The sequence below is a fragment of the Mycolicibacterium brumae genome, assembly GCF_025215495.1.
Taxonomy (GTDB): domain Bacteria; phylum Actinomycetota; class Actinomycetes; order Mycobacteriales; family Mycobacteriaceae; genus Mycobacterium; species Mycobacterium brumae.
The window spans coordinates 2,587,707-2,605,417 of sequence record NZ_CP104302.1; the positions used below are offsets into that span (position 1 = coordinate 2,587,707).

Genomic DNA, 17,711 nt, shown 5'->3' on the forward strand with positions numbered 1-17,711 from the left:
ACTCGGCGGCGTGCACACACTTCTCACCCTCGGTCACGTACACCGTCGCGCCGGCCGGGAACTCGGTGCGGAACAGACTGCGCCCCTTCGTGTTTCCCGACTGCCTGAACTTCTTATCGGGGCTGCGGTAAACCTTCCGACCGTCCGGGTAGTCGTACCGTGCGCCGTCCTTCGGCTTGTCGAACAGGTCGCCAAGCGTGAGCCCGACCGCGGCCAGAACGTCGGCGGTGTTCTCTCCGGCGTGACAGCACATCAGCACCTGAGACTCGGTGCCGGTGATGGACACCGAACGGTCAGCGGCACTGTGCCCGGGGGCCTGCGCCGATGCCCGGCTGTTGCCGCGGTGGACGACGGCCAGGCCAGCAGACTCGAAAGCTGTTGTCACGCGGTCGAATGCGGTCGTGCTCACTCGGCCACCGCCTTGCTCGCGCAGACGGGGCCGATGAACCGGGCGACTGACTTCGGGTGCGTCAGCGGGTGCCCGCAGGACAGGCAGCGGACGGCCACCGTGTATCCCAGCTCGGCCAGCTCGGCCAACAGACGCGCTTCGCGCCGGTCCTCGGCGGTCGGTGCGGCGTATCCATCCTCGGCACGATGGCCGCTAGAATTGCTGTCATTGGTGTTGTTGCGAGGGGCCCGGTGCTGTGGCGGCGCCGGGCTTTTTCGTCTACTCATGCCGCGCTCCCGCCGTCGAGTCCGGCCAGGCGGTCAGCGACCACGGCAGCGCGGTCACGCGGCCGGCCAGCGGTCAGTAGCCCGGTGATACGGGACAGTTGCTCATCGGTGAGCGGCGGCGCAGCAGCGAGAACGACGCTCACATAATCTTCGATGCGCTCGGCAGCGCGGTCGGTGGATAACAAAGGAAAACACCTCACAAGGCAGCTTGAATCAGCCGCCTTCTGAGGCGATGGAATCCGGCAGATGTCCCGTACCGGGCGGGGTCACATCGTGCGTGACTTAGCCAATATAGCGCGCAGCTCCGACACCGTGACATCAGCGCGGCCCGTGTCGGCCACCAGATCAAGCACGGCGTCGAGCTTGGCGGTCCGCACCGTCAGCGGATCCGCGCAGTACCGACACCCGCGGATGCGATGCTGACGCATGTCCCACCTGTCATCTGGGACCGTGCCGGCGGCGCGCAGCTTGGAGACCGTGCCGCGGCCGTCGAGTTGCTGCCAACCGTCCTCATGCCTGACGAACCGGGCCAGCAGCACCCGGCGGTGCTTCTTCGGGTGCGCCGAGTTCTCGCACCACACCGTCAACCGGCCGTTGGACTGGCTCACCCCGAGGGCTTCACCAACAACCTTGTCTGTCGGCGCGCTCGCAACTTCTGGTTCTGTAGAACGCTCTTGGGCTTTCGGGCGTTCGTTCATCGCCACTCCACCCGGACGCGCTCGGGGTTGAATCCCTTGGATCCGCGCGGGGCGGGCAGGATCGTCACCGTCATCAGCTCCTGAATGATCTTCGATTTCAGGTCTGCCGATAGCGTCTCCCAGCGTTCGGCCACCGCGTCACCGGCGGCCAGCAGGTCTGCGACCGGGCTACGTCGGGACACCTCGGCCAGCGTGGCGTCCAGCTCTGCCATCTGGGAACGCAGCTCGGCGGTGCCGCGACGTAGCTGGCTGCCGTCGATGACACCTTCGGCGAATAGGGCGGCCAGCTCATCGAGACGGGCCTGAACCGCCGCGCGCTGGGAGTGCAGGCCGTCGACGTCGACCTTCTCGCCAGCGTCGAGCATGACGTGAATGTTGGTGCGGGCCAGCCTGCCCAGCACCAGGGTTTCGACGTAAGCGTCGACCGGCTCACCGCGGGCGACCACATGCTGATGGTCTTTGCACTCGTAGCGGCGCACCGTGGGGTTGCCTGATACGGCGTGGCGCATCACCCCGCCGCACCGGCCGCACAGGTAGACCCCGCTGCCTATGTACTTCTTCTCAAACGATGTGCAGATGACGCGCGCCGGGTCACCGAGGTAGGCCACCAGGCCGCGGTGAGTGGTTTCGTCAATCAGCGGTTCCCAAGTGCCCGGCCCGACGATCTTGCCGCGGTGAACGCGCAGCGCCGCATAGCGCGGATTCACCAGCAGGGCGCGTACGTTCTGCGACGAGAACGCAGCGCCGCGGGTGCCGGTCAGCCCGGTCTCCCGCCACTCTCGGGCCACCTGGCGCACACTCTTGCCCGCCAGAACGTCACAGGCCGCCGCGCGGACCATTGACGCCTCTGGCTCTAGCGGTTCGCCGGTGCGGGTGTAGCCGAACGGCCGGTTCGCGGTCGACCACTTCCCGGCCGCCGCGGCCTGCTCATTGGCCCGGCGGTGACGTTCGCCCTTGTGCTCAGACTCGGCGCGGGCCACGCTGCCCAGGATGCGGGCCAGCATCCGGCCGGAACTGTTCGACAGGTCGAGGTCGCCACCCTGCACCGTGCGGATCTGCACGCCGCGAGAGTCGGCGATGTCGATGAGCCGTTCTAGATCCTTCATGGAGCGGTAGAGGCGGTCGGTGTGCCAGCAGACCAGGGCGTCGAACTCCCCGGCGGCCATCGCGGTCAGCATCGACTCGAACCCGGGGCGGGTGCGGCCGGTGAACGCTGACAGGTCGTTGTCGTCGTATCGGGCGACGATGGGCCAGCCGTTGCGCTCGGCCAGGGCGTCGCAGTCCTCGGCCTGTCGTGCCACGCCGAGCCCTTCTAGCTTCGGGTCACTGCTGATTCGGGTGTAGACGGCTGCGCGCATACGGGCTACCTTATCAGTGCATCACCTAATGGTTGATTCCCGAGACAAAGGCTGCACGAAACCCGGCTGCACCCACAGTGCCTACCGCTGCCAAGCACACCACCTCACCCCCTACGGCCGGGGCCGAGAAGGCCGCACCGACATCGACGACCTCGGCCTGGCCTGCGGCAGGGACAACACCATGGCCGACACCCACAACTGGACCACCCACCTCAACACCGACGGCCGCGTCGAATGGACCCCACCGAAACACTTGGATCACGGCCAACCCCGAATCAACCCGTACCACCAGCCCGCCGACATACTCGCCCACTTCCACAAACGCTTCCGACACCACCGGACACCAGGGACAGACCCACCCCAAGGCTCAGCACGTTAGGGCCGCCAGCACCCCGACTGGCCCGACATCACCGGCAGCATCAACGGCGCGAACTCGGCCATCCGGCGCGCGCCGTAGGGTGAGCCCATGGCTACCCCCGAATTCGTTCTGTCGCTACGCGAGAGAATCGGGCACGTCCCGTTGCCGCTGGTCGGGGTCACGGCCGTCGTGTTCAAGGACGACAAGGTCCTGCTCGGCAAGCGCGCTGACAACGGCGCGTGGCAGTGCGTGTCGGGAATCGTCGACCCCGGTGAGGAGCCGGCCGACGCGGTCGTCCGCGAGTGCCTGGAAGAGACAGGCATCGTCGCGCGCGCCACTCGGCTCGCGCTCGTCCAGCAGCTCCCCCGCATCACGTACGCCAACGGCGACCAGGTCGACTACCTCGACCTCGTCTTCCGCTGCGAATGGGTCTCCGGCGAACCGCACCCCGCCGACGGGGAACTCACCGAGGTGGGCTGGTATGGCTTGGGAGAACTCGACGCCGTGGAGCAGTTCCACGTGCGCAAGATCGCTTTGGCACTCGCCGAGGACGACCCGGCGCACTTCTCCGGCGGCTCCTAAGAGCCCGGGGGTCGCATCCCGGAGCGCGTGTCGCTTACGCGCTCTTGTCCCGGCGCTCGGAACGCGACGCCTTGCGCGGCACGATGGTCGGCAGCACGTTGTCCTCGACGGTCTCCTGAGTGACGACCACCTTGGCGACGTCGTCGCGGCTGGGGATGTCGTACATCACCGGCAGCAACACTTCCTCCATGATGGCGCGCAGGCCACGGGCTCCGGTGCCACGATGGATCGCCTGATCGGCGACGGCCTCCAGCGCCTCACCGGTGAACTCCAGCTCCACGCCGTCCATCTCGAACAGCCGGGTGTACTGCTTCACCAGCGCGTTCTTCGGCTCGGACAGGATCTTCACCAGCGATTCCTTGTCCAGGTTCGTCACCGAAGCGACCACCGGGAGCCGGCCGATGAACTCCGGGATCAACCCGAACTTGATCAGGTCCTCCGGCATGACCTCGGCGAAGTGGTCCTGGGTGTCGATCTCGGCTTTGGAGCGCACCTCGGCGCCGAAGCCGATGCCGCGCTTGCCAACCCGGTCGGAGACGATCTTCTCCAGCCCGGCGAACGCGCCCGCCACGATGAACAGCACATTGGTGGTGTCGATCTGGATGAACTCCTGGTGCGGATGCTTACGTCCGCCCTGCGGCGGCACCGACGCCTGGGTGCCCTCCAGGATCTTCAGCAACGCCTGCTGCACACCCTCGCCGGAGACGTCACGGGTGATCGACGGGTTCTCGCTCTTGCGGGCGATCTTGTCGACCTCGTCGATGTAGATGATGCCGGTCTCGGCGCGCTTGACGTCATAGTCGGCGGCCTGGATCAGCTTCAGCAGGATGTTCTCGACGTCCTCGCCGACGTAGCCGGCTTCGGTGAGGGCGGTCGCGTCGGCGATGGCGAACGGAACGTTGAGCATCTTGGCCAGCGTCTGCGCCAGGTAGGTCTTGCCGCAGCCGGTGGGGCCGAGCATCAGGATGTTGGACTTGGCCAGTTCGACAGACTCCGCCGACCGGGACTCGCGGCCCTTCTCCCCTGCCTGGATGCGCTTGTAGTGGTTGTAGACGGCCACCGCCAGGGTCCGCTTGGCGGAGTCCTGGCCGATGACGTAACCCTCCAGGAACTCGCGAATCTCGGCCGGTTTCGGCAACTCGTCAAGCTTGACGTCGTCAGCGTCGGCGAGTTCTTCCTCGATGATCTCGTTGCACAGATCGATGCACTCGTCGCAGATGTAGACGCCAGGTCCCGCGATGAGCTTCTTGACCTGTTTCTGACTCTTTCCGCAGAACGAGCACTTCAGCAGGTCACCGCCGTCTCCGATACGCGCCATGAGGTGGGGCCCTACTTTCTATCGCCGATGATTCGGTGTTCCCCCGACGCTACCCGCACATCCGGTGGTGGTGCGACCCATAACTGCGAATAGCGCCGGTGGGATTCCTGTGCGGAAAACATATCCCCTGCCACCGTCGGTTTGGCTGTCCGACGCGCGACGTCCCAGGGAGATTATCCACCCGCACCCTCTAGTAAACGGTGACCTTTCGGTGGTCAGGACTTGGTGGCCGAGAGCTTCCGGTACTCCAGCACCGTGTCGATGATGCCGTAGTCCTTGGCTTCCGCCGCGGTGAGGATCTTGTCCCGGTCGGTGTCCTTGCGGACCTGCTCCGGCGACTTGCCGGTGTGCCGCGACAGGGTGGTGTCCATCAGGGTGCGCATCCGCTCGATCTCGGCGGCCTGGATCTCCAGGTCCGAAACCTGCCCCTGAATCGCTCCGCCGACGGCGGGCTGGTGGATCAGCACCCGGGCGTTCGGCAGCGCCATCCGCTTGCCGGGGGTGCCGGCGGCTAGCAGCACCGCGGCCGCGGAGGCGGCCTGGCCGAGGCAGACGGTGGCGATGTCGGCGCGCACGTACTGCATGGTGTCGTAGATCGCCATCAGCGAGGTGAACGAGCCACCCGGGGAGTTGATGTACATGGTGATGTCGCGGTCCGGGTCCAGCGACTCAAGGACCAGCAGCTGGGCCATGATGTCGTTGGCCGACGCGTCGTCGACCTGCACGCCGAGGAAGATGATGCGCTCCTCGAACAGCTTGTTGTACGGGTTGGACTCCTTGACGCCGAAGCTGGAGTGCTCGATGAACGACGGCAGGATGTAGCGCGACTGCATCGGGTTCACGGCGCCGGACTGGGCTGGGATGTTCATTCGGAGCTCCCGTTCAGGTGGACGCGGGTGATGACGTGGTCGATGAAGCCGTATTCCTTGGCCTCCGGCGCGGTGAACCAGCGGTCACGGTCGGCGTCGGCCTCGATCTTCTCCAGGGTCTGGCCGGTGAACTCGGCGTTGAGCCGGTTCATTTCCTTCTTGGTGAGCGCGAACTGCTCGGCCTGGATGGCGATGTCGGCGGCCGATCCTCCGATGCCCGCCGACGGCTGGTGCATCATGATCCGCGCGTGCGGCAGCGCGTGCCGCTTGCCCTTGGTGCCGGCGGCCAGCAGGAACTGGCCCATCGAGGCGGCCATGCCCATCGCGTAGGTGGCCACGTCGCACGGCGCGAGCACCATGGTGTCGTAGATCGCCATGCCCGCGGTCACCGAACCGCCCGGCGAGTTGATGTAGAGGTTGATGTCCTTGGTGGGATCCTCGGCCGCCAACAACAGGATCTGCGCGCACAGCCGATTCGCGATGTCGTCGTCAACCTGGGTGCCCAGGAAGATGATCCGCTCGGCCAGCAACCGCTCGTAGACAGAATCCGTGAGGTTGAGGCCGGACATGCCAGAACGCATCTGAGTCACGACCGGTACCTGCTTTCTCGTAAGTGGTTCACGCTCGACACTAACCAACCGTGCGCGTCGCGCATGCCCTAGGACATGCGCGTTCGCTCACAGCATGTCTCGGTCCTAGTCGGACAGCGCCTCTTCGACCGCCGCGGCGTCCTCGGCCGCGGTCTCCGGGGAGGCGTTGCCGAAGAACTCGGAGGTGTCGACGACATTGCCGTCGCTGTCGGTGACAGTGGCGGCCTCGACGACGGCGGCGACGGTCAGACCGCGGCGGACGTCGGCGAACACCTGGGGCAGTTGGTTGTTCTGCTGCAGGATCCCCAGCAGCTGCTGCGGCTCGATGCCGTACTGACGCGACATCAGGGCCAGGCGCTCCATCAGATCCTGCTGGCCGACCTGGATGCCCAGGTCATCGGCGACGGCGTCCATCAGCAGCTGGGTGCGCAGCGCCTTCTCGGCGTTGCTGCGGGTCTCGGCGTCCCACTCCTCGCGGCTGCTGCCCTGCTCCTTGAGCTGCTCGGCGAAGGCGTCCTCGTCGTGGTCCAGCTCGTGGACCGCGTTGTGCACGATCTCCCCGATGTGGTCTTCCAGGATCTTCTCCGGCAGCGGCACCTCGACCTGCTCCAGCAGGGTCTCCAGCGCGGTGTCGCGGATCTTCTCGGCCTGCTGGATGCGCTTGAAGCGCTCCACCTGCTCGCGCAGGTTCGACTTCAGCTCATCGATGGTGTCGAACTCGCTGGCCAGCTGGGCGAACTCGTCGTCGACCTCGGGCAGCTCGCGCTCCTTGACGGAGCCGACGGTGACGGTGACGTCGGCGTCCTTGCCTGCGTACTCGCCGGCGGCGAGCTTGGTGGTGAAGGTCTTGGACTCGCCGGCGTTCAAACCGATCAGCGCCTCGTCCAGGCCGTCGATCAGCTGGCCGGAGCCGACCTCATGGCTCAGGCCCTCGGTCGTGGCCTCCGGGACGTCCTCACCGTCGACGGTGGCGGTCAGGTCGATGGAGACGAAGTCGCCGTCGGCGACCGGGCGGTCCACGCCGGTCAGGGTGCCGAACCGGGCGCGCAGCGAATCGAGTTCCTTCTCGACATCGGCGTCATCGATTTCGATGGCGTCGACGGAGATGTTCAGCGTGGACAGATCCGGCAGGTCGATCTCGGGCCGGACATCGACCTCGGCGGTGAAGTGCAGTTCCTCGCCGTCCTCGAGCTTGGTGATGTCGATGTCGGGCTGGCCGAGCGGCTTGATCTCGTTGGCGGCGACAGCCTCGCTGTAGCGGTTGGGCAGCGCGTCGTTGACGACCTGCTCCAGGATCGCGGCGCGGCCGACGCGGGCTTCGAGCAGCTTGGCCGGGGCCTTGCCGGGCCGGAAGCCGGGCAGCCGGACCTGCTGGGCCAGTTGCTTGAAGGCGCGGTCGAAGTCGCCCTTGAGCTCCTCGAAGGGCACCTCAACGGTGAGGCGAACCCGGGTGGGGCTCAGGTTCTCGACGGTGCTCTTCACTGCTGCTCCTTGCGTGTTTTGTTCGGTGTGCGGTCGGTCTGGGTCGTGCGGGTGGTCTGGTCGTGCTGGTCGGGGTGACAGGATTTGAACCTGCGGCCTTCCGCTCCCAAAGCGGATGCGCTACCAAGCTGCGCTACACCCCGGTACTTAGCCCCCGGCATCCTACGGCCCGCGGCATGGCAAGAGCCAAGCCAGGCGGGCATTGGGCGCCCCGGCTTGGCGCTGGCCGCGGTCGGACCGTACAGTCTGGCATCGAGTACATGCGGGCGTAGCTCAATGGTAGAGCCTCAGTCTTCCAAACTGATTACGCGGGTTCGATTCCCGTCGCCCGCTCCAGCAGTTCGGCGCGATCAGCCCGGCGGCGCGACCTCGCCGCTATGACGGCGGCGCCTCGATGGGCGTCAAGGTCAACGGAAGCCAATGCGTCCCCGGACCTTCCCCCGGGCAGCCGGCGCCCCCGATGACCAGCGTGCGTTCGCCGTGGAAGCTGCCGTCGGGGTTCGGGATCCAGAAATCTGAGCGCTGCGCCCACCCCATGCTGCCTGGGTCCTGGCGGTCGCAGAAGTACGGGTACGCGCCGCTGGTTTCCCAGCGGTCGGCGTTCCAGCGGTACTCGTAGGCCGTCGGGGCGGCGGCGTTGCGGGCGTGGTCGTCGCTGTTGTCCATCCGCGCCACGCAGCCGCCGGCGTCGCATCCGGTGGTGAACGGAACCGGCACGGTGATCGGATCCATCGGCGTCGGCATCCCGTTGAACGTCTGCCGGGAGAAGTCGATGAACAGGTCGTAGTAGCCGTACAGCGGCGGTGGCTCGGCGCGATCCGCGTGCGCCACGGGGGTGGTCAGCGCCAGGACGCTGGCACCGCAGGCTGCGGCGAGCAGCGTTTTCTTCATCGCACCCGTCCCGGCCGGACGCAGCTCGTCGGGTCTGCTACTTGTCGCTGAGCTTGCTGACGGCCGCCTTCAGCTTGTCCCCGACCTTGCCCACCGCCGTTGACAGCCGCTTGGGAGCCACCTTGTTGGTTGCGCTCGTCACGGTGTTGTTGTCGCTCGTCGGGTCCGAGCCGATGCGGTTGATCGCGATGCCGGTCCTCTCCCTCGTGACGGTCTGGCCGCGCCGCAGGACGGAACCGGCGATCGCCAGCGGACCGGCGCCCGCGTTGACGGTATTGCCGCCGGCCAAGGTGTTGAAGCCGAGATTCAAGTTGCCCTTCAGGGCGTTGATGACGTTGCCGTTGCCGACGACATTCAGGACTGAGTTCCGGCTGCTGTCGGCGCCGCCGACAGTCAACGTATTGTCGCTGCCAGCGATGTTCCTCGCGCTGTTGTTGAGTCCACCCAGTGAGATGACGTCGTTTCCGGAGCCCAGGAAACTGGAAACGTAGTCGCCATCACCGTTGTCGGATGTCACCTTGTTGACACTGCCGAATCGGCTCTGCGCGCTGTTGGCGTTGCCATTCGTCGTCGTGACGGTGTTGTTGCCGCCGACCAGGTTTCGGGCCGCGCTCACATTGCCATTCGTCGTCGTGACGGTGTTGTGGCTGCCGACCAGGCTTCGGGCCGTGCTCATATAGCCGCCTGTCGCCATCACGTCGTTGTCGCTGCCGAGGACGCTGCGTGCGAGGTTGAACACACTGCCGGTGCTGGTGACCTCGTTGCCGTCCCCGCCGATGTTGGTGGCGCGGTTGAAGAAGCTGCCCTGGGACCGGACCTGGTTGTCGCTGCCGAACAGGTTGGTGGCCAGGCTGAGGATCGACCCCGTGTCGCCGGCCGTCACCTTGTTGTCGCTGCCGATGGCGCTCACGGCGAGGGCCAACAGCCCGTTGGCGGTGGAGTTGGACCCGGCGCCCGCGGTGACGGCCGCGACCAGCGTCCCGTCGGCGTGGGCCTGCGCTCCGCTGCCGATCGCGACGGCGACACCCAGCAAGCTGCTCCTGCAGTTCGTGCTGTTGCCGAGGCCGAAGGCCGACACGCAGGTCGCGCTCGCCGGGGCGGCCAGCCCGATTCCGGCGCCGGCGAGGACCATGCTCGTCGCGACGAGGCCGCCCACGAGGTTGTTGCGTTGCGTCATTTTGCGGTCTGCCGCCATGTGTTTCCGTCCCCAGCCAAGGTCACCCGTCCACTCTGGACGCCGGCCACCATATCCAACCTCGGCGTTCGGCTAGGCCAAATCGATCCGGATGGTCAGCAGGTCGGTGCCCAGCAGCCGCACCGCCGCACTGTTTCCGCCCGGCAGTTGGCGCAGCCGGGCGATCGGATCATCGTCGGGCAGCAGCACAGCGGTCCCGTCTCGCCAGGTGTCACGCACGCGCAGCCGGACCTTCGGATTGGCCTTGATGTTCTTCACGTAGTCGGAATGCTCGCCGTGCTCGGAGACCAGCCAGAACGCGTCGCCCACGCGCCTGCCGCCGATCGCGGTGTGACGCGGCAGACCGGATTTGCGGCCGGTGGTCTCCAGCATCGTCACCGGCAGCTTGCGGCCCAGCGGATTGACCAACCATCGCTGCGCGGTGTGCACGACCGTGCGTTTGAGGCTCATCAGGCGATTCTAAGACCGCCTGCGGCGAGGCCGATCGGCCCTTAGCGGCGCTTACCGTCCCGCTTGGCCTGCCTGCGCGCGCCCGCGGCCTTACTGCCCGCCTCCTGCTTCTTACGGCTCGGAGACTTCGCGGGCTGCTTCTTGTTCGCCTTGCTGGCCGGCCCGGAGGCGCTCTTAGCCGCCTTACCAACGCTGGACGCCCGTTTGCCGGGGCCGGCGGCTTTCGCCTTCGCCGCGGCGGCCAACCGTTCATCCTTGAGGTCCGCGGCGCTCTTCCGCGCGGCGACGGCCAGTTGGGTGCTCACCCGGGCCAGCGCCTTCTCGAAAACCTCGGCGCGGGCGCGGTTGCGCTCGTTGGCGGTATGCGCACGGCCGCGGGCGCCCTTGGCGGAAACCTTCGCGGCGCCGGCGCGCCGGTAGACGCCGAGATGCTTGTTGCGGGCCCGGCGGACCCGCGCGTGCACCTCGAGAAGCTCGTCTTCGTCGAGCCTCTTCAGCTCGTCGCGTCCGGTCTCTCGGACCAGGGCGAGGTCGGATTCACTGAGCGAGTCCAGCAGTTTCGGTGATGCCATCAGCACATCGTCGCATAAGTCGCGGTGAACGCCGATTACCGGCGGCGCGCGCCCAGACACGAGTACCACCAGGTCAGTGCCGCCGCGGCGAACTCCACGCCCGCCGCGGCGGCGAACACCGGGTCCGGCATCCCGACGGCGACGATGGAGACGACGCGGGTCAGCGCCAGCAGGCCCATGCTGGCGGCGAGGAAGCGGACCGCCGCCACCGGAATCTCTGTTTGCCGAACCGCCCAGAGGTAGCCGGCGCCCATAGCGATGAGCAGCGCCCCGGCCGCTCGGGTTTCGCTGTCCATGGTCGCCGACATCTCGCCGGCGCCCGGCATGGTTTCCGACGGAAAGAAGATGCGGCCCACCCCGAGCCCGATCAGGGCGAATCCGGTCACCCACCCGAGGGCCTTGAGCGTTTTCACTATCATCTTGTCCCCCTTGCGGCTGACATCCGAGCGCACCGTCAGACGTCAACGCCGTTGCCGGCCAGCAGTTCCAGCCGTTCGGTGAAACCGTGCTCGGCCGCCCACTGAACCTGACGCTGCCACATCTGCTCGCGGGTCTCCATCGCCTCGCCGAGCAGCGACTCCCACGCGCTCGGGGGCGCGTCGGCCAAACCGTAGGCGAACAGCAATTCAAGGTGCGCGTTGTCCGGCAGGAACATCCGGTTGTAGATGGACTGCTGGTCGGCGGGATGGGCGCCGCGCTCCAGCAACAGCGTCGCCAGTTTCTCGCCGAACCGATGCCGCGGTTGCCGGATCGGCCCCTGCTCCCCCTCGCCGAACACCCCGGTCAGCACGGTGAACGGGGTCGACATTCCGCACCAGAGGTAACCCGCATTTGGATCGGCGCCGGCATCGAGCAGTAGGGCGGTGGCAGACAGAGTCTGCTCCACGCTTTGGTTCAGCGGCGCCCGGCTGTAGGTCAGGCACATCAGCGGCGTCCAGCCGAACGGCCCGCCGCGAGCGGAGGCCAGCTCCGGTGCGACCCCAAGATGGCGGGCAATCGCATCCGGGTCAGTCGCCGACGCGGCCGCCCACACGCTCTCATCGACCAATCCCGGGTTTTCGGAAAGCAATTCGGCGGCCGCCTCCCAACGATCCGGGTGGTCGGTGTGGTCGTAGCGCAGCGAGGACAGCGAACAGAACAGATCGGCCGTCCCGAGCGCGGACTCGTCGATCGCGCTCGGCTCCAGGCTCAGCCCATCGGCGATATCGAGATAGCGCACCAACGCGGGCCAGCCGCTGAACCCGTAACTGCGGGCCACCGCCAACTCCGCGTCGGCCAGCGAATCATCGGCCAACGCGGCATCCGGCCGCGGGTGGTAGCGGCGGATGAAGGCCACCGCTTCGACGCCGCCGTCGGCCAGACCGCTCTGCAACGCGAGCGCGTCACCACGAAGCTGCTCGAGCGACGGGTTGTTCGGCAGGCAGCTGGACACGACGGCCTCAGACCAGCCGGATGTGGGAGTCATCGAGCGTCGGCATCATCTCCTCAGGCTAGAGGTTCGGCGCCTCAGCTCAGGTGGTGCACCTCCTGCAGTCCGTACACCGGCGTGGGGATGCCCTCGTACCGGGCCTTGAGCTGCAGGGCGAGATACAGCGAGTAGTGCCGCGACTGGTGCAGGTTGCCGCCGTGGAACCACAGGTTCTGCTGCTGGGTCGGCTTCCACATGTTGCGCTGCTCGCCCTCCCAGGGGCCCGGGTCCTTCGGGGTGTCGGAACCGAGCCCCCAGACCTTGCCGACGCGGTCGGCGATCTCCTGGCCCATCAAGTCGGCGGCCCAGCCGTTCATCGAGCCGAACCCGGTCGCGTACACCACCAGGTCGGCGGGCAGTTCGGTTCCGTCGGCCAGCACCACCGAGTCCTCAGTCAGGCGGTCCACCCCGCCGTGCGCCAACTTGATCGACCCGTCGGCCACCAATTCGCAGGCCCCGACGTCAATGTAGTAGCCCGATCCACGCCGGAGGTACTTCATGAACAGACCGGATCCGTCTGCGCCCCAGTCCAATTCGAAGCCAGCGGCCTCGAGGCGATCGTAGAAGTCCCGGTCCCGCTCGCGGATGGCGTCATAGATGGGGATCTGGAAGTCGTGCATGATCCGGTACGGCATGGACGCGAACGTCAGGTCTGCCTTCTCGGTCGTCATTCCGGCGGCGAGCGCGCGCTCGGAGTACAGGTCGCCGAGGCCAAGATCCATCAGTGAGTCCGACTTCACGATATGCGTCGACGATCGTTGCACCATGGTGACGTGGACTCCGTTGTCGCACAACGCCTTACAGATATCGTGCGCGGAGTTATTGGAGCCAATCACCACCACCTTCTTGCCCAGGTACCGGTCGGGTCCCGGATGCTGCGAGGAGTGGTGCTGCTCACCCCGGAACACATCGCTGCCCGGCAGGTTCGGCACGCTCGGTTTGCCCGACATTCCGGTCGCCAGCACCAACTGGGTGGGCTGCAGGGTGAGCTTCTCACCCTGGCGGTCAACCTCGACAGCCCACTGGCCGGTGGATTCGTCGAAGGAGGCCGACAGACAGGTGGTCTTCGGCCAGTACGGCACTTCCATCACCCGGGTGTAGAACTCCAACCAGTCGCCGATCTTGTCCTTCGGCGCGAACACCGGCCAGTTCTGCGGGAACGGCAGGTAAGGCAGGTGGTCGTACCAGACGGGGTCGTGCAGGCACAGCGACTTGTACCGCTTGCGCCACTGATCGCCGGGCCGGTCGTGCTTGTCGACGACGATCGCCGGAACACCGAGCTGGCGCAGCCGGGCACCCAGTGCGATGCCACCCTGGCCGCCGCCGATCACCAGCACGTAGGGCTGCGCTTCACGGCCCAGTGAGGCTTCCTCACTCGCCCGTTTCTCCGCCCAGGACCGCGGGTCCGGGTCGCTGCCGTGCACTGCGCCGAGCACCCGGGTCGGCCCTTTGCGCTCCTCGTGCCCTTTGAGTTCCTGCAGGGTGGTCAACAGCGTCCAAGCCCGGTCCGGCCCGTCCTCGTCGCCGGGCTCCGGACGCAGCCGCAGGTGCCCGGCGCCGCGGCCGGTGGCCGTCTCGAATTCGATGAACGCCGCGACTACGTCACCGTCGACGGTGGGGGCTTCCCGGGTTCGGAAGCCGGACGGGGCGGTGTCGGCCAGCCGGTGCGACAGCATGTCGGCGATCTGGTCTCGCCCCTCGACGGTCTTGAGGTTCCAGGTGAAGGCGACCAGGTCGCGCCAGTAGCTGTCGGCGCCGAACATCGCGACCACTTGTTGGACATCGCCGGCAGCCAGGGCGGCCTCGAACCCGGCAAGCCAGGTGTCGACGCGTTGCTGCGGGGTGAGCGTGCGGGCGGGTTCAAGCGTGGAGGTCATGTGACACAGCGCACACCGACGCAGTGTCCGTGACAAGAGTTGCACACGGTTGCACCGCTCCGCGCCCGACGTTGCAACCCCCTGCAACTCTTTTCCTTGTGTCGGCGGTCACATAGAACTGCCGGTATGAAAGCCGCCGTGTACTACGGGCCCAATCGATTGGAAATCGACGACGTCATCGAGCCGGAACCGGGCCCGGGGACGGTGAAGGTGAAGGTCGGGTTCAACGGAATCTGCGGCACCGACCTGCACGAGTACTTCGCCGGGCCGATCTTTGTGCCCACCAAACCCCACCCGCTGACCAATCGACAGCTGCCGTTGACCATGGGTCACGAGTTCTCCGGGACCATCACGGCCGTCGGCGCCGGCGTGCGCGGATGGTCGGAGGGCGACCGGGTCGCGGTGGAACCGATCTACAAGTGCGGCCGATGTCAGCCGTGCCGCGCCGGCAACTACAACGTGTGCCAACAGATCGGATTCCACGGACTGATGTCCGACGGCGGAATGGCCGAGTACACGGTCGTGCCCGCCGACATGCTGCACCGGCTGCCGGAGAACGTGTCCCTCGAGCTGGGCGCGCTGGTGGAGCCGATGTCGGTGGCCTACCACGCGGCCGCGCTCGGCGAGGCGGGCGCCGGCGACACTGCGCTGGTGTTCGGCGCCGGACCGATCGGCATCGGCTTGTGGTTCGCGTTGCGAGGCAGAGGCGTCGAGGACGTGTTCGTCGTCGAACCGGCGGCGACACGGCGCCAGGCCATCGAGGCGCTGGGGGCCAAGACCCTGGACCCGACCCAGTCGGATGTGCCGGCGTTCGTCTCCGACCACACTGCCGGCGCCGGCGCCGACGCCGTCTTCGACGCCGCTGGCGTGACGCCCGCGGTCCGCACCGCGCTTGCCTGCGTCGGATCCCGCAAGCCGATGGTCAGCGTCGCGATCTACGAAAGGCCCATCGAGACACCGCTTCTCAACCTGGTCCTCAACGAATCCCGGATCCAGGGCTCGCTGTGCTACACGGCAGCCGACTTCGAGGCGGTGATCGAGCTGATGGCCGCGGGAATCTACGACACCACCGGCTGGGTGTCCCGAATCGCCCTGAACGACGTCGTCGGCGAGGGCTTCGAGGCGCTGCACGCCGGCGCGAAGATGAAGGTCCTGGTCGACCCGGCCATCTGAACTCCCGCACCTCAATCACGTGAACTGACAGGAGAACCCATGTCCCTGAATGGCAAAGTCGCACTGGTCACCGGTGGCGGGCGCGGAATCGGGCGTGCCATCGCGCTGCGATTGGCCCGCGATGGGGCGGACATCGCCCTCGTCGACCTGACTGCCGGCGGCATCGACGCGGTGGCCGCCGAGATCAGCGCCCTAGGCCGCGCCAGCACCGCCATCACCGCTGACGTCAGCGATCGGGACCAGGTGTTCGCCGCCGTCGACCAGGCCGCGGAGGCCCTCGGCGGGCTGGACATCATGGTCAACAACGCCGGGATCGCGATGGTCGGCCCGATCGCCGATGTCACGCCCGAGGAATTGCGCCGGCTGTGGGCGATCAACGTCGATGGCGTGCTGTGGGGCATCCAGGCGGCGGTGGCGAAGTTCCGCGCGCTGGGCAACGCCGCGGATGGCAAGGTCAGCAAGGTGATCAACGCGTCGTCGATCGCCGGGCACGACGGCTTCGCGATGCTCGGCCCCTACAGCGCCACCAAGTTCGCCGTCCGCGCGCTCACCCAGGCCGCGGCGAAAGAACACGCCGCCGAGGCTGTCACGGTCAACGCCTACTGCCCGGGCGTGGTGGGCACCGACATGTGGGTCGAGATCGACAAGCGATTCGCCACATTGACCGGCGCCGCGGAGGGCGAGACGTACGACAAATACGTCGGCGGCATCGCGCTGGGACGTGCCCAGACCCCTGAGGACGTCGCCGGCTTCGTGTCGTATCTGGCCGGACCCGACGCCGATTACATGACCGGGCAATCGGTGCTGATCGACGGCGGTCTGGTCTATCGCTGAGACGGGGAGCAGAATCGTCGATGATGGACGGTTCGGCGGCGCCGGAGCCGGCGGTCGCCGTCGGCGAGGACCCGCGCTCATACGCGCGGCTGATGTCGGCCGTCTATGACGCGACGATGGCCGGCGCCCGGGCGCCGGCCCGGCCTCGCGCCGTCATCGGCGACTCCTGGCGGCGGATGCTGGCCAGCGGCGTCCACCCCGATCAGCCGGTCCAACCGGTGGTCGAGTCTGCCGGGTTGGAGATGCTGCGGCACGCGTCCGGGCTGGCCTCGGTACTCGACCAGGTGTCCCGCGGCTTGGAGTCGATCGTCGCCGAAGGCGCCAACATCCTGGTGGTCGCCGACGCCCAGGGTCGGGTGCTGTGGCGCTCCGGGTCACCGGCGGTGCTGCACAACGCCGACCGACTCGGATTCGTCGAAGGGGCCTGTTGGGGTGAGCACGCGGTCGGCACCAACGCCATCGGCACGGCATTGGTGTCCCAGCGCGCGGTGCAGGTGTTCTCCGCGGAGCATTTCCTGCGCAGCCATCATTCATGGACCTGCGCCGGCGCCCCGATTCGCGACCCGCGCACCGGTCAGGTCATCGGCGTGGCCGATGTGTCCGGCCCGGCGCCCACCGTGCATCCCACCACCGTCGCGCTGGTCGACGCCGTCGCACGGTTGGCCGAGTCGCATCTGCGTGAACAGCACTATGTCGCGCTGAACCGGCTGAGGTCGGTGGCGGCCCCGATCCTTGCGCGCGTCGGCGCCCCGGCATTGGCCGTCGACACCGACGGCTGGGTCGCCGCGGTGGACGCGCTGCCGTTGCGCAATCGGGTCCTGCTGCCCGAACAGATGGCGCCGGGGCGGGTGTGGATCGCGGGGGTGGGTCCATGCGACGCCGAACTGCTGCCTGGAGGCTGGCTGCTGCGGGTGTCCTCCGACGACGCGACCGCGCCGGTGTCGCGGGCGGTGTTGGACCTGCGTTCGCCCGGCGCCGCGCTGGAGATGGTCGGGCAGTTCGGCTCGTGGCGGCGGGACATCTCGCTGCGGCACGCGGAAATTCTGCTGGTGTTGGCCACCTGCCCGGGAGGTCGTTCGGCCACCGAGTTAGCCACCGCGCTCTACGGCGACTCCAGCCGGGTAGTCACCGTCCGCGCCGAGATGTCACGGCTGCGCAAACAGCTGGCGGGCCTGATCGTGGGTCGGCCGTACCGTTTTGCGCCGGATGTCACCGTCGAAGTCCGCTACCCGGCCGATCGTGCCAGTGTGCTGCCCGCGTCGACGTCGCCCGCCGTTCGGGCTGAATGGCTGGATGGGATGTGACCGCGGGTCCCCGGTGA

General features: G+C 67.4%; 18 protein-coding genes, 2 tRNA genes and 1 pseudogene. 6 read left to right on the forward strand and 15 right to left on the reverse strand.

Annotation, left to right across the window (positions count from 1 at the left end):
- Window positions 1–405 precede the first annotated feature (405 nt).
- The 3 genes from L2Z93_RS12570 to L2Z93_RS12580 all read right to left on the reverse strand — a co-directional run bounded on the left by L2Z93_RS12570 (window position 406) and on the right by L2Z93_RS12580 (window position 2,731).
- The gene (locus L2Z93_RS12570) at window positions 406–675 is read right to left on the reverse strand and encodes a DUF6011 domain-containing protein (RefSeq protein WP_128111884.1); all 270 of its coding nucleotides are present in this window, start codon (window positions 673–675) and stop codon (window positions 406–408) included.
- Between the two features lie 266 nt (window positions 676–941).
- A complete protein-coding gene (locus tag L2Z93_RS12575) occupies window positions 942–1,283 on the reverse strand; it encodes a hypothetical protein (protein WP_090591487.1) in 342 nt (113 codons plus the stop codon).
- Window positions 1,284–1,369: 86 nt separating this feature from the next.
- Window positions 1,370–2,731 (reverse strand): recombinase family protein, encoded by a 1,362-nt coding sequence (locus L2Z93_RS12580; RefSeq protein ID WP_090591484.1) that lies wholly within the window; start codon window positions 2,729–2,731, stop codon window positions 1,370–1,372.
- A 28-nt stretch (window positions 2,732–2,759) separates the two neighbouring features.
- Between L2Z93_RS12580 and L2Z93_RS19370 the strand changes: the two genes are divergently transcribed.
- The gene (locus L2Z93_RS19370; RefSeq protein WP_324611370.1) at window positions 2,760–3,110 is read left to right on the forward strand and encodes an HNH endonuclease; all 351 of its coding nucleotides are present in this window, start codon (window positions 2,760–2,762) and stop codon (window positions 3,108–3,110) included.
- An 87-nt stretch (window positions 3,111–3,197) separates the two neighbouring features.
- Window positions 3,198–3,671 (forward strand): NUDIX hydrolase, encoded by a 474-nt coding sequence (locus tag L2Z93_RS12585; protein WP_090591480.1) that lies wholly within the window; start codon window positions 3,198–3,200, stop codon window positions 3,669–3,671.
- A gap of 34 nt (window positions 3,672–3,705) precedes the next feature.
- Here the strand turns inward: L2Z93_RS12585 and clpX are convergent, their stop codons facing one another.
- The 5 genes from clpX to L2Z93_RS12610 form a co-directional block, all read right to left on the reverse strand.
- Window positions 3,706–4,989, reverse strand: a complete 1,284-nt coding sequence (gene clpX / locus L2Z93_RS12590; protein ID WP_090591476.1) for an ATP-dependent Clp protease ATP-binding subunit ClpX — start codon at window positions 4,987–4,989, stop codon at window positions 3,706–3,708.
- A gap of 215 nt (window positions 4,990–5,204) precedes the next feature.
- Complete coding sequence (locus L2Z93_RS12595; RefSeq protein WP_090591473.1) at window positions 5,205–5,858, reverse strand: ATP-dependent Clp protease proteolytic subunit; 654 nt, start codon at window positions 5,856–5,858, stop codon at window positions 5,205–5,207.
- Window positions 5,855–6,439 (reverse strand): ATP-dependent Clp protease proteolytic subunit, encoded by a 585-nt coding sequence (locus L2Z93_RS12600; RefSeq protein ID WP_234786209.1) that lies wholly within the window; start codon window positions 6,437–6,439, stop codon window positions 5,855–5,857. Before L2Z93_RS12600 ends, L2Z93_RS12595 begins: the two co-directional genes overlap by 4 nt.
- 114 nt (window positions 6,440–6,553) lie before the next feature.
- Complete coding sequence (tig, locus tag L2Z93_RS12605; RefSeq protein ID WP_090591464.1) at window positions 6,554–7,930, reverse strand: trigger factor; 1,377 nt, start codon at window positions 7,928–7,930, stop codon at window positions 6,554–6,556.
- Window positions 7,931–7,996: 66 nt separating this feature from the next.
- Window positions 7,997–8,073 (reverse strand) — tRNA-Pro (locus tag L2Z93_RS12610).
- Window positions 8,074–8,192: 119 nt separating this feature from the next.
- Here L2Z93_RS12610 and L2Z93_RS12615 point away from each other — a divergent pair.
- Window positions 8,193–8,266, forward strand: a tRNA-Gly gene (locus L2Z93_RS12615).
- A 39-nt stretch (window positions 8,267–8,305) separates the two neighbouring features.
- On the opposite strand, the gene L2Z93_RS12620 is transcribed toward L2Z93_RS12615, so the two are convergent.
- The 7 genes and pseudogenes from L2Z93_RS12620 to L2Z93_RS12650 all read right to left on the reverse strand — a co-directional run bounded on the left by L2Z93_RS12620 (window position 8,306) and on the right by L2Z93_RS12650 (window position 14,383).
- Window positions 8,306–8,821 (reverse strand): MBOE_33420 family protein, encoded by a 516-nt coding sequence (locus L2Z93_RS12620; RefSeq protein ID WP_090591460.1) that lies wholly within the window; start codon window positions 8,819–8,821, stop codon window positions 8,306–8,308.
- 37 nt (window positions 8,822–8,858) lie between these two features.
- Complete coding sequence (locus tag L2Z93_RS12625) at window positions 8,859–10,016, reverse strand: hypothetical protein (protein ID WP_090591457.1); 1,158 nt, start codon at window positions 10,014–10,016, stop codon at window positions 8,859–8,861.
- Window positions 10,017–10,088: 72 nt separating this feature from the next.
- Window positions 10,089–10,466, reverse strand: coding sequence for a nitroreductase/quinone reductase family protein (locus L2Z93_RS12630; RefSeq protein ID WP_090591453.1), 378 nt, complete (start codon window positions 10,464–10,466; stop codon window positions 10,089–10,091).
- Window positions 10,467–10,507: 41 nt separating this feature from the next.
- Entirely contained in the window at window positions 10,508–11,038 is a 531-nt protein-coding gene (locus L2Z93_RS12635; protein WP_090591649.1) for a hypothetical protein, read from the reverse strand.
- A gap of 35 nt (window positions 11,039–11,073) precedes the next feature.
- Window positions 11,074–11,457, reverse strand: coding sequence for a DUF4345 domain-containing protein (locus tag L2Z93_RS12640; protein ID WP_128111883.1), 384 nt, complete (start codon window positions 11,455–11,457; stop codon window positions 11,074–11,076).
- Window positions 11,458–11,498: 41 nt separating this feature from the next.
- Window positions 11,499–12,470: pseudogene (locus L2Z93_RS12645) on the reverse strand (ankyrin repeat domain-containing protein); the annotation flags it as partial.
- A gap of 74 nt (window positions 12,471–12,544) precedes the next feature.
- The gene (locus tag L2Z93_RS12650; RefSeq protein WP_090591441.1) at window positions 12,545–14,383 is read right to left on the reverse strand and encodes an NAD(P)/FAD-dependent oxidoreductase; all 1,839 of its coding nucleotides are present in this window, start codon (window positions 14,381–14,383) and stop codon (window positions 12,545–12,547) included.
- Between the two features lie 126 nt (window positions 14,384–14,509).
- On the opposite strand from L2Z93_RS12650, the gene L2Z93_RS12655 reads away from it, so the two are divergent.
- Genes L2Z93_RS12655 through L2Z93_RS12665 form a run of 3 tightly spaced genes read left to right on the forward strand, consistent with a single transcriptional unit; the run spans window position 14,510 to window position 17,694 of the window.
- Entirely contained in the window at window positions 14,510–15,556 is a 1,047-nt protein-coding gene (locus L2Z93_RS12655) for a 2,3-butanediol dehydrogenase (RefSeq protein WP_090591437.1), read from the forward strand.
- Window positions 15,557–15,595: 39 nt separating this feature from the next.
- Complete coding sequence (locus L2Z93_RS12660) at window positions 15,596–16,390, forward strand: acetoin reductase (RefSeq protein ID WP_090591430.1); 795 nt, start codon at window positions 15,596–15,598, stop codon at window positions 16,388–16,390.
- Between the two features lie 23 nt (window positions 16,391–16,413).
- Window positions 16,414–17,694 carry a GAF domain-containing protein gene (locus L2Z93_RS12665; RefSeq protein ID WP_090591426.1) on the forward strand — a complete coding sequence of 427 codons (1,281 nt, stop codon included), beginning with the start codon at window positions 16,414–16,416 and terminating at the stop codon, window positions 17,692–17,694.
- Window positions 17,695–17,711 lie beyond the last annotated feature (17 nt).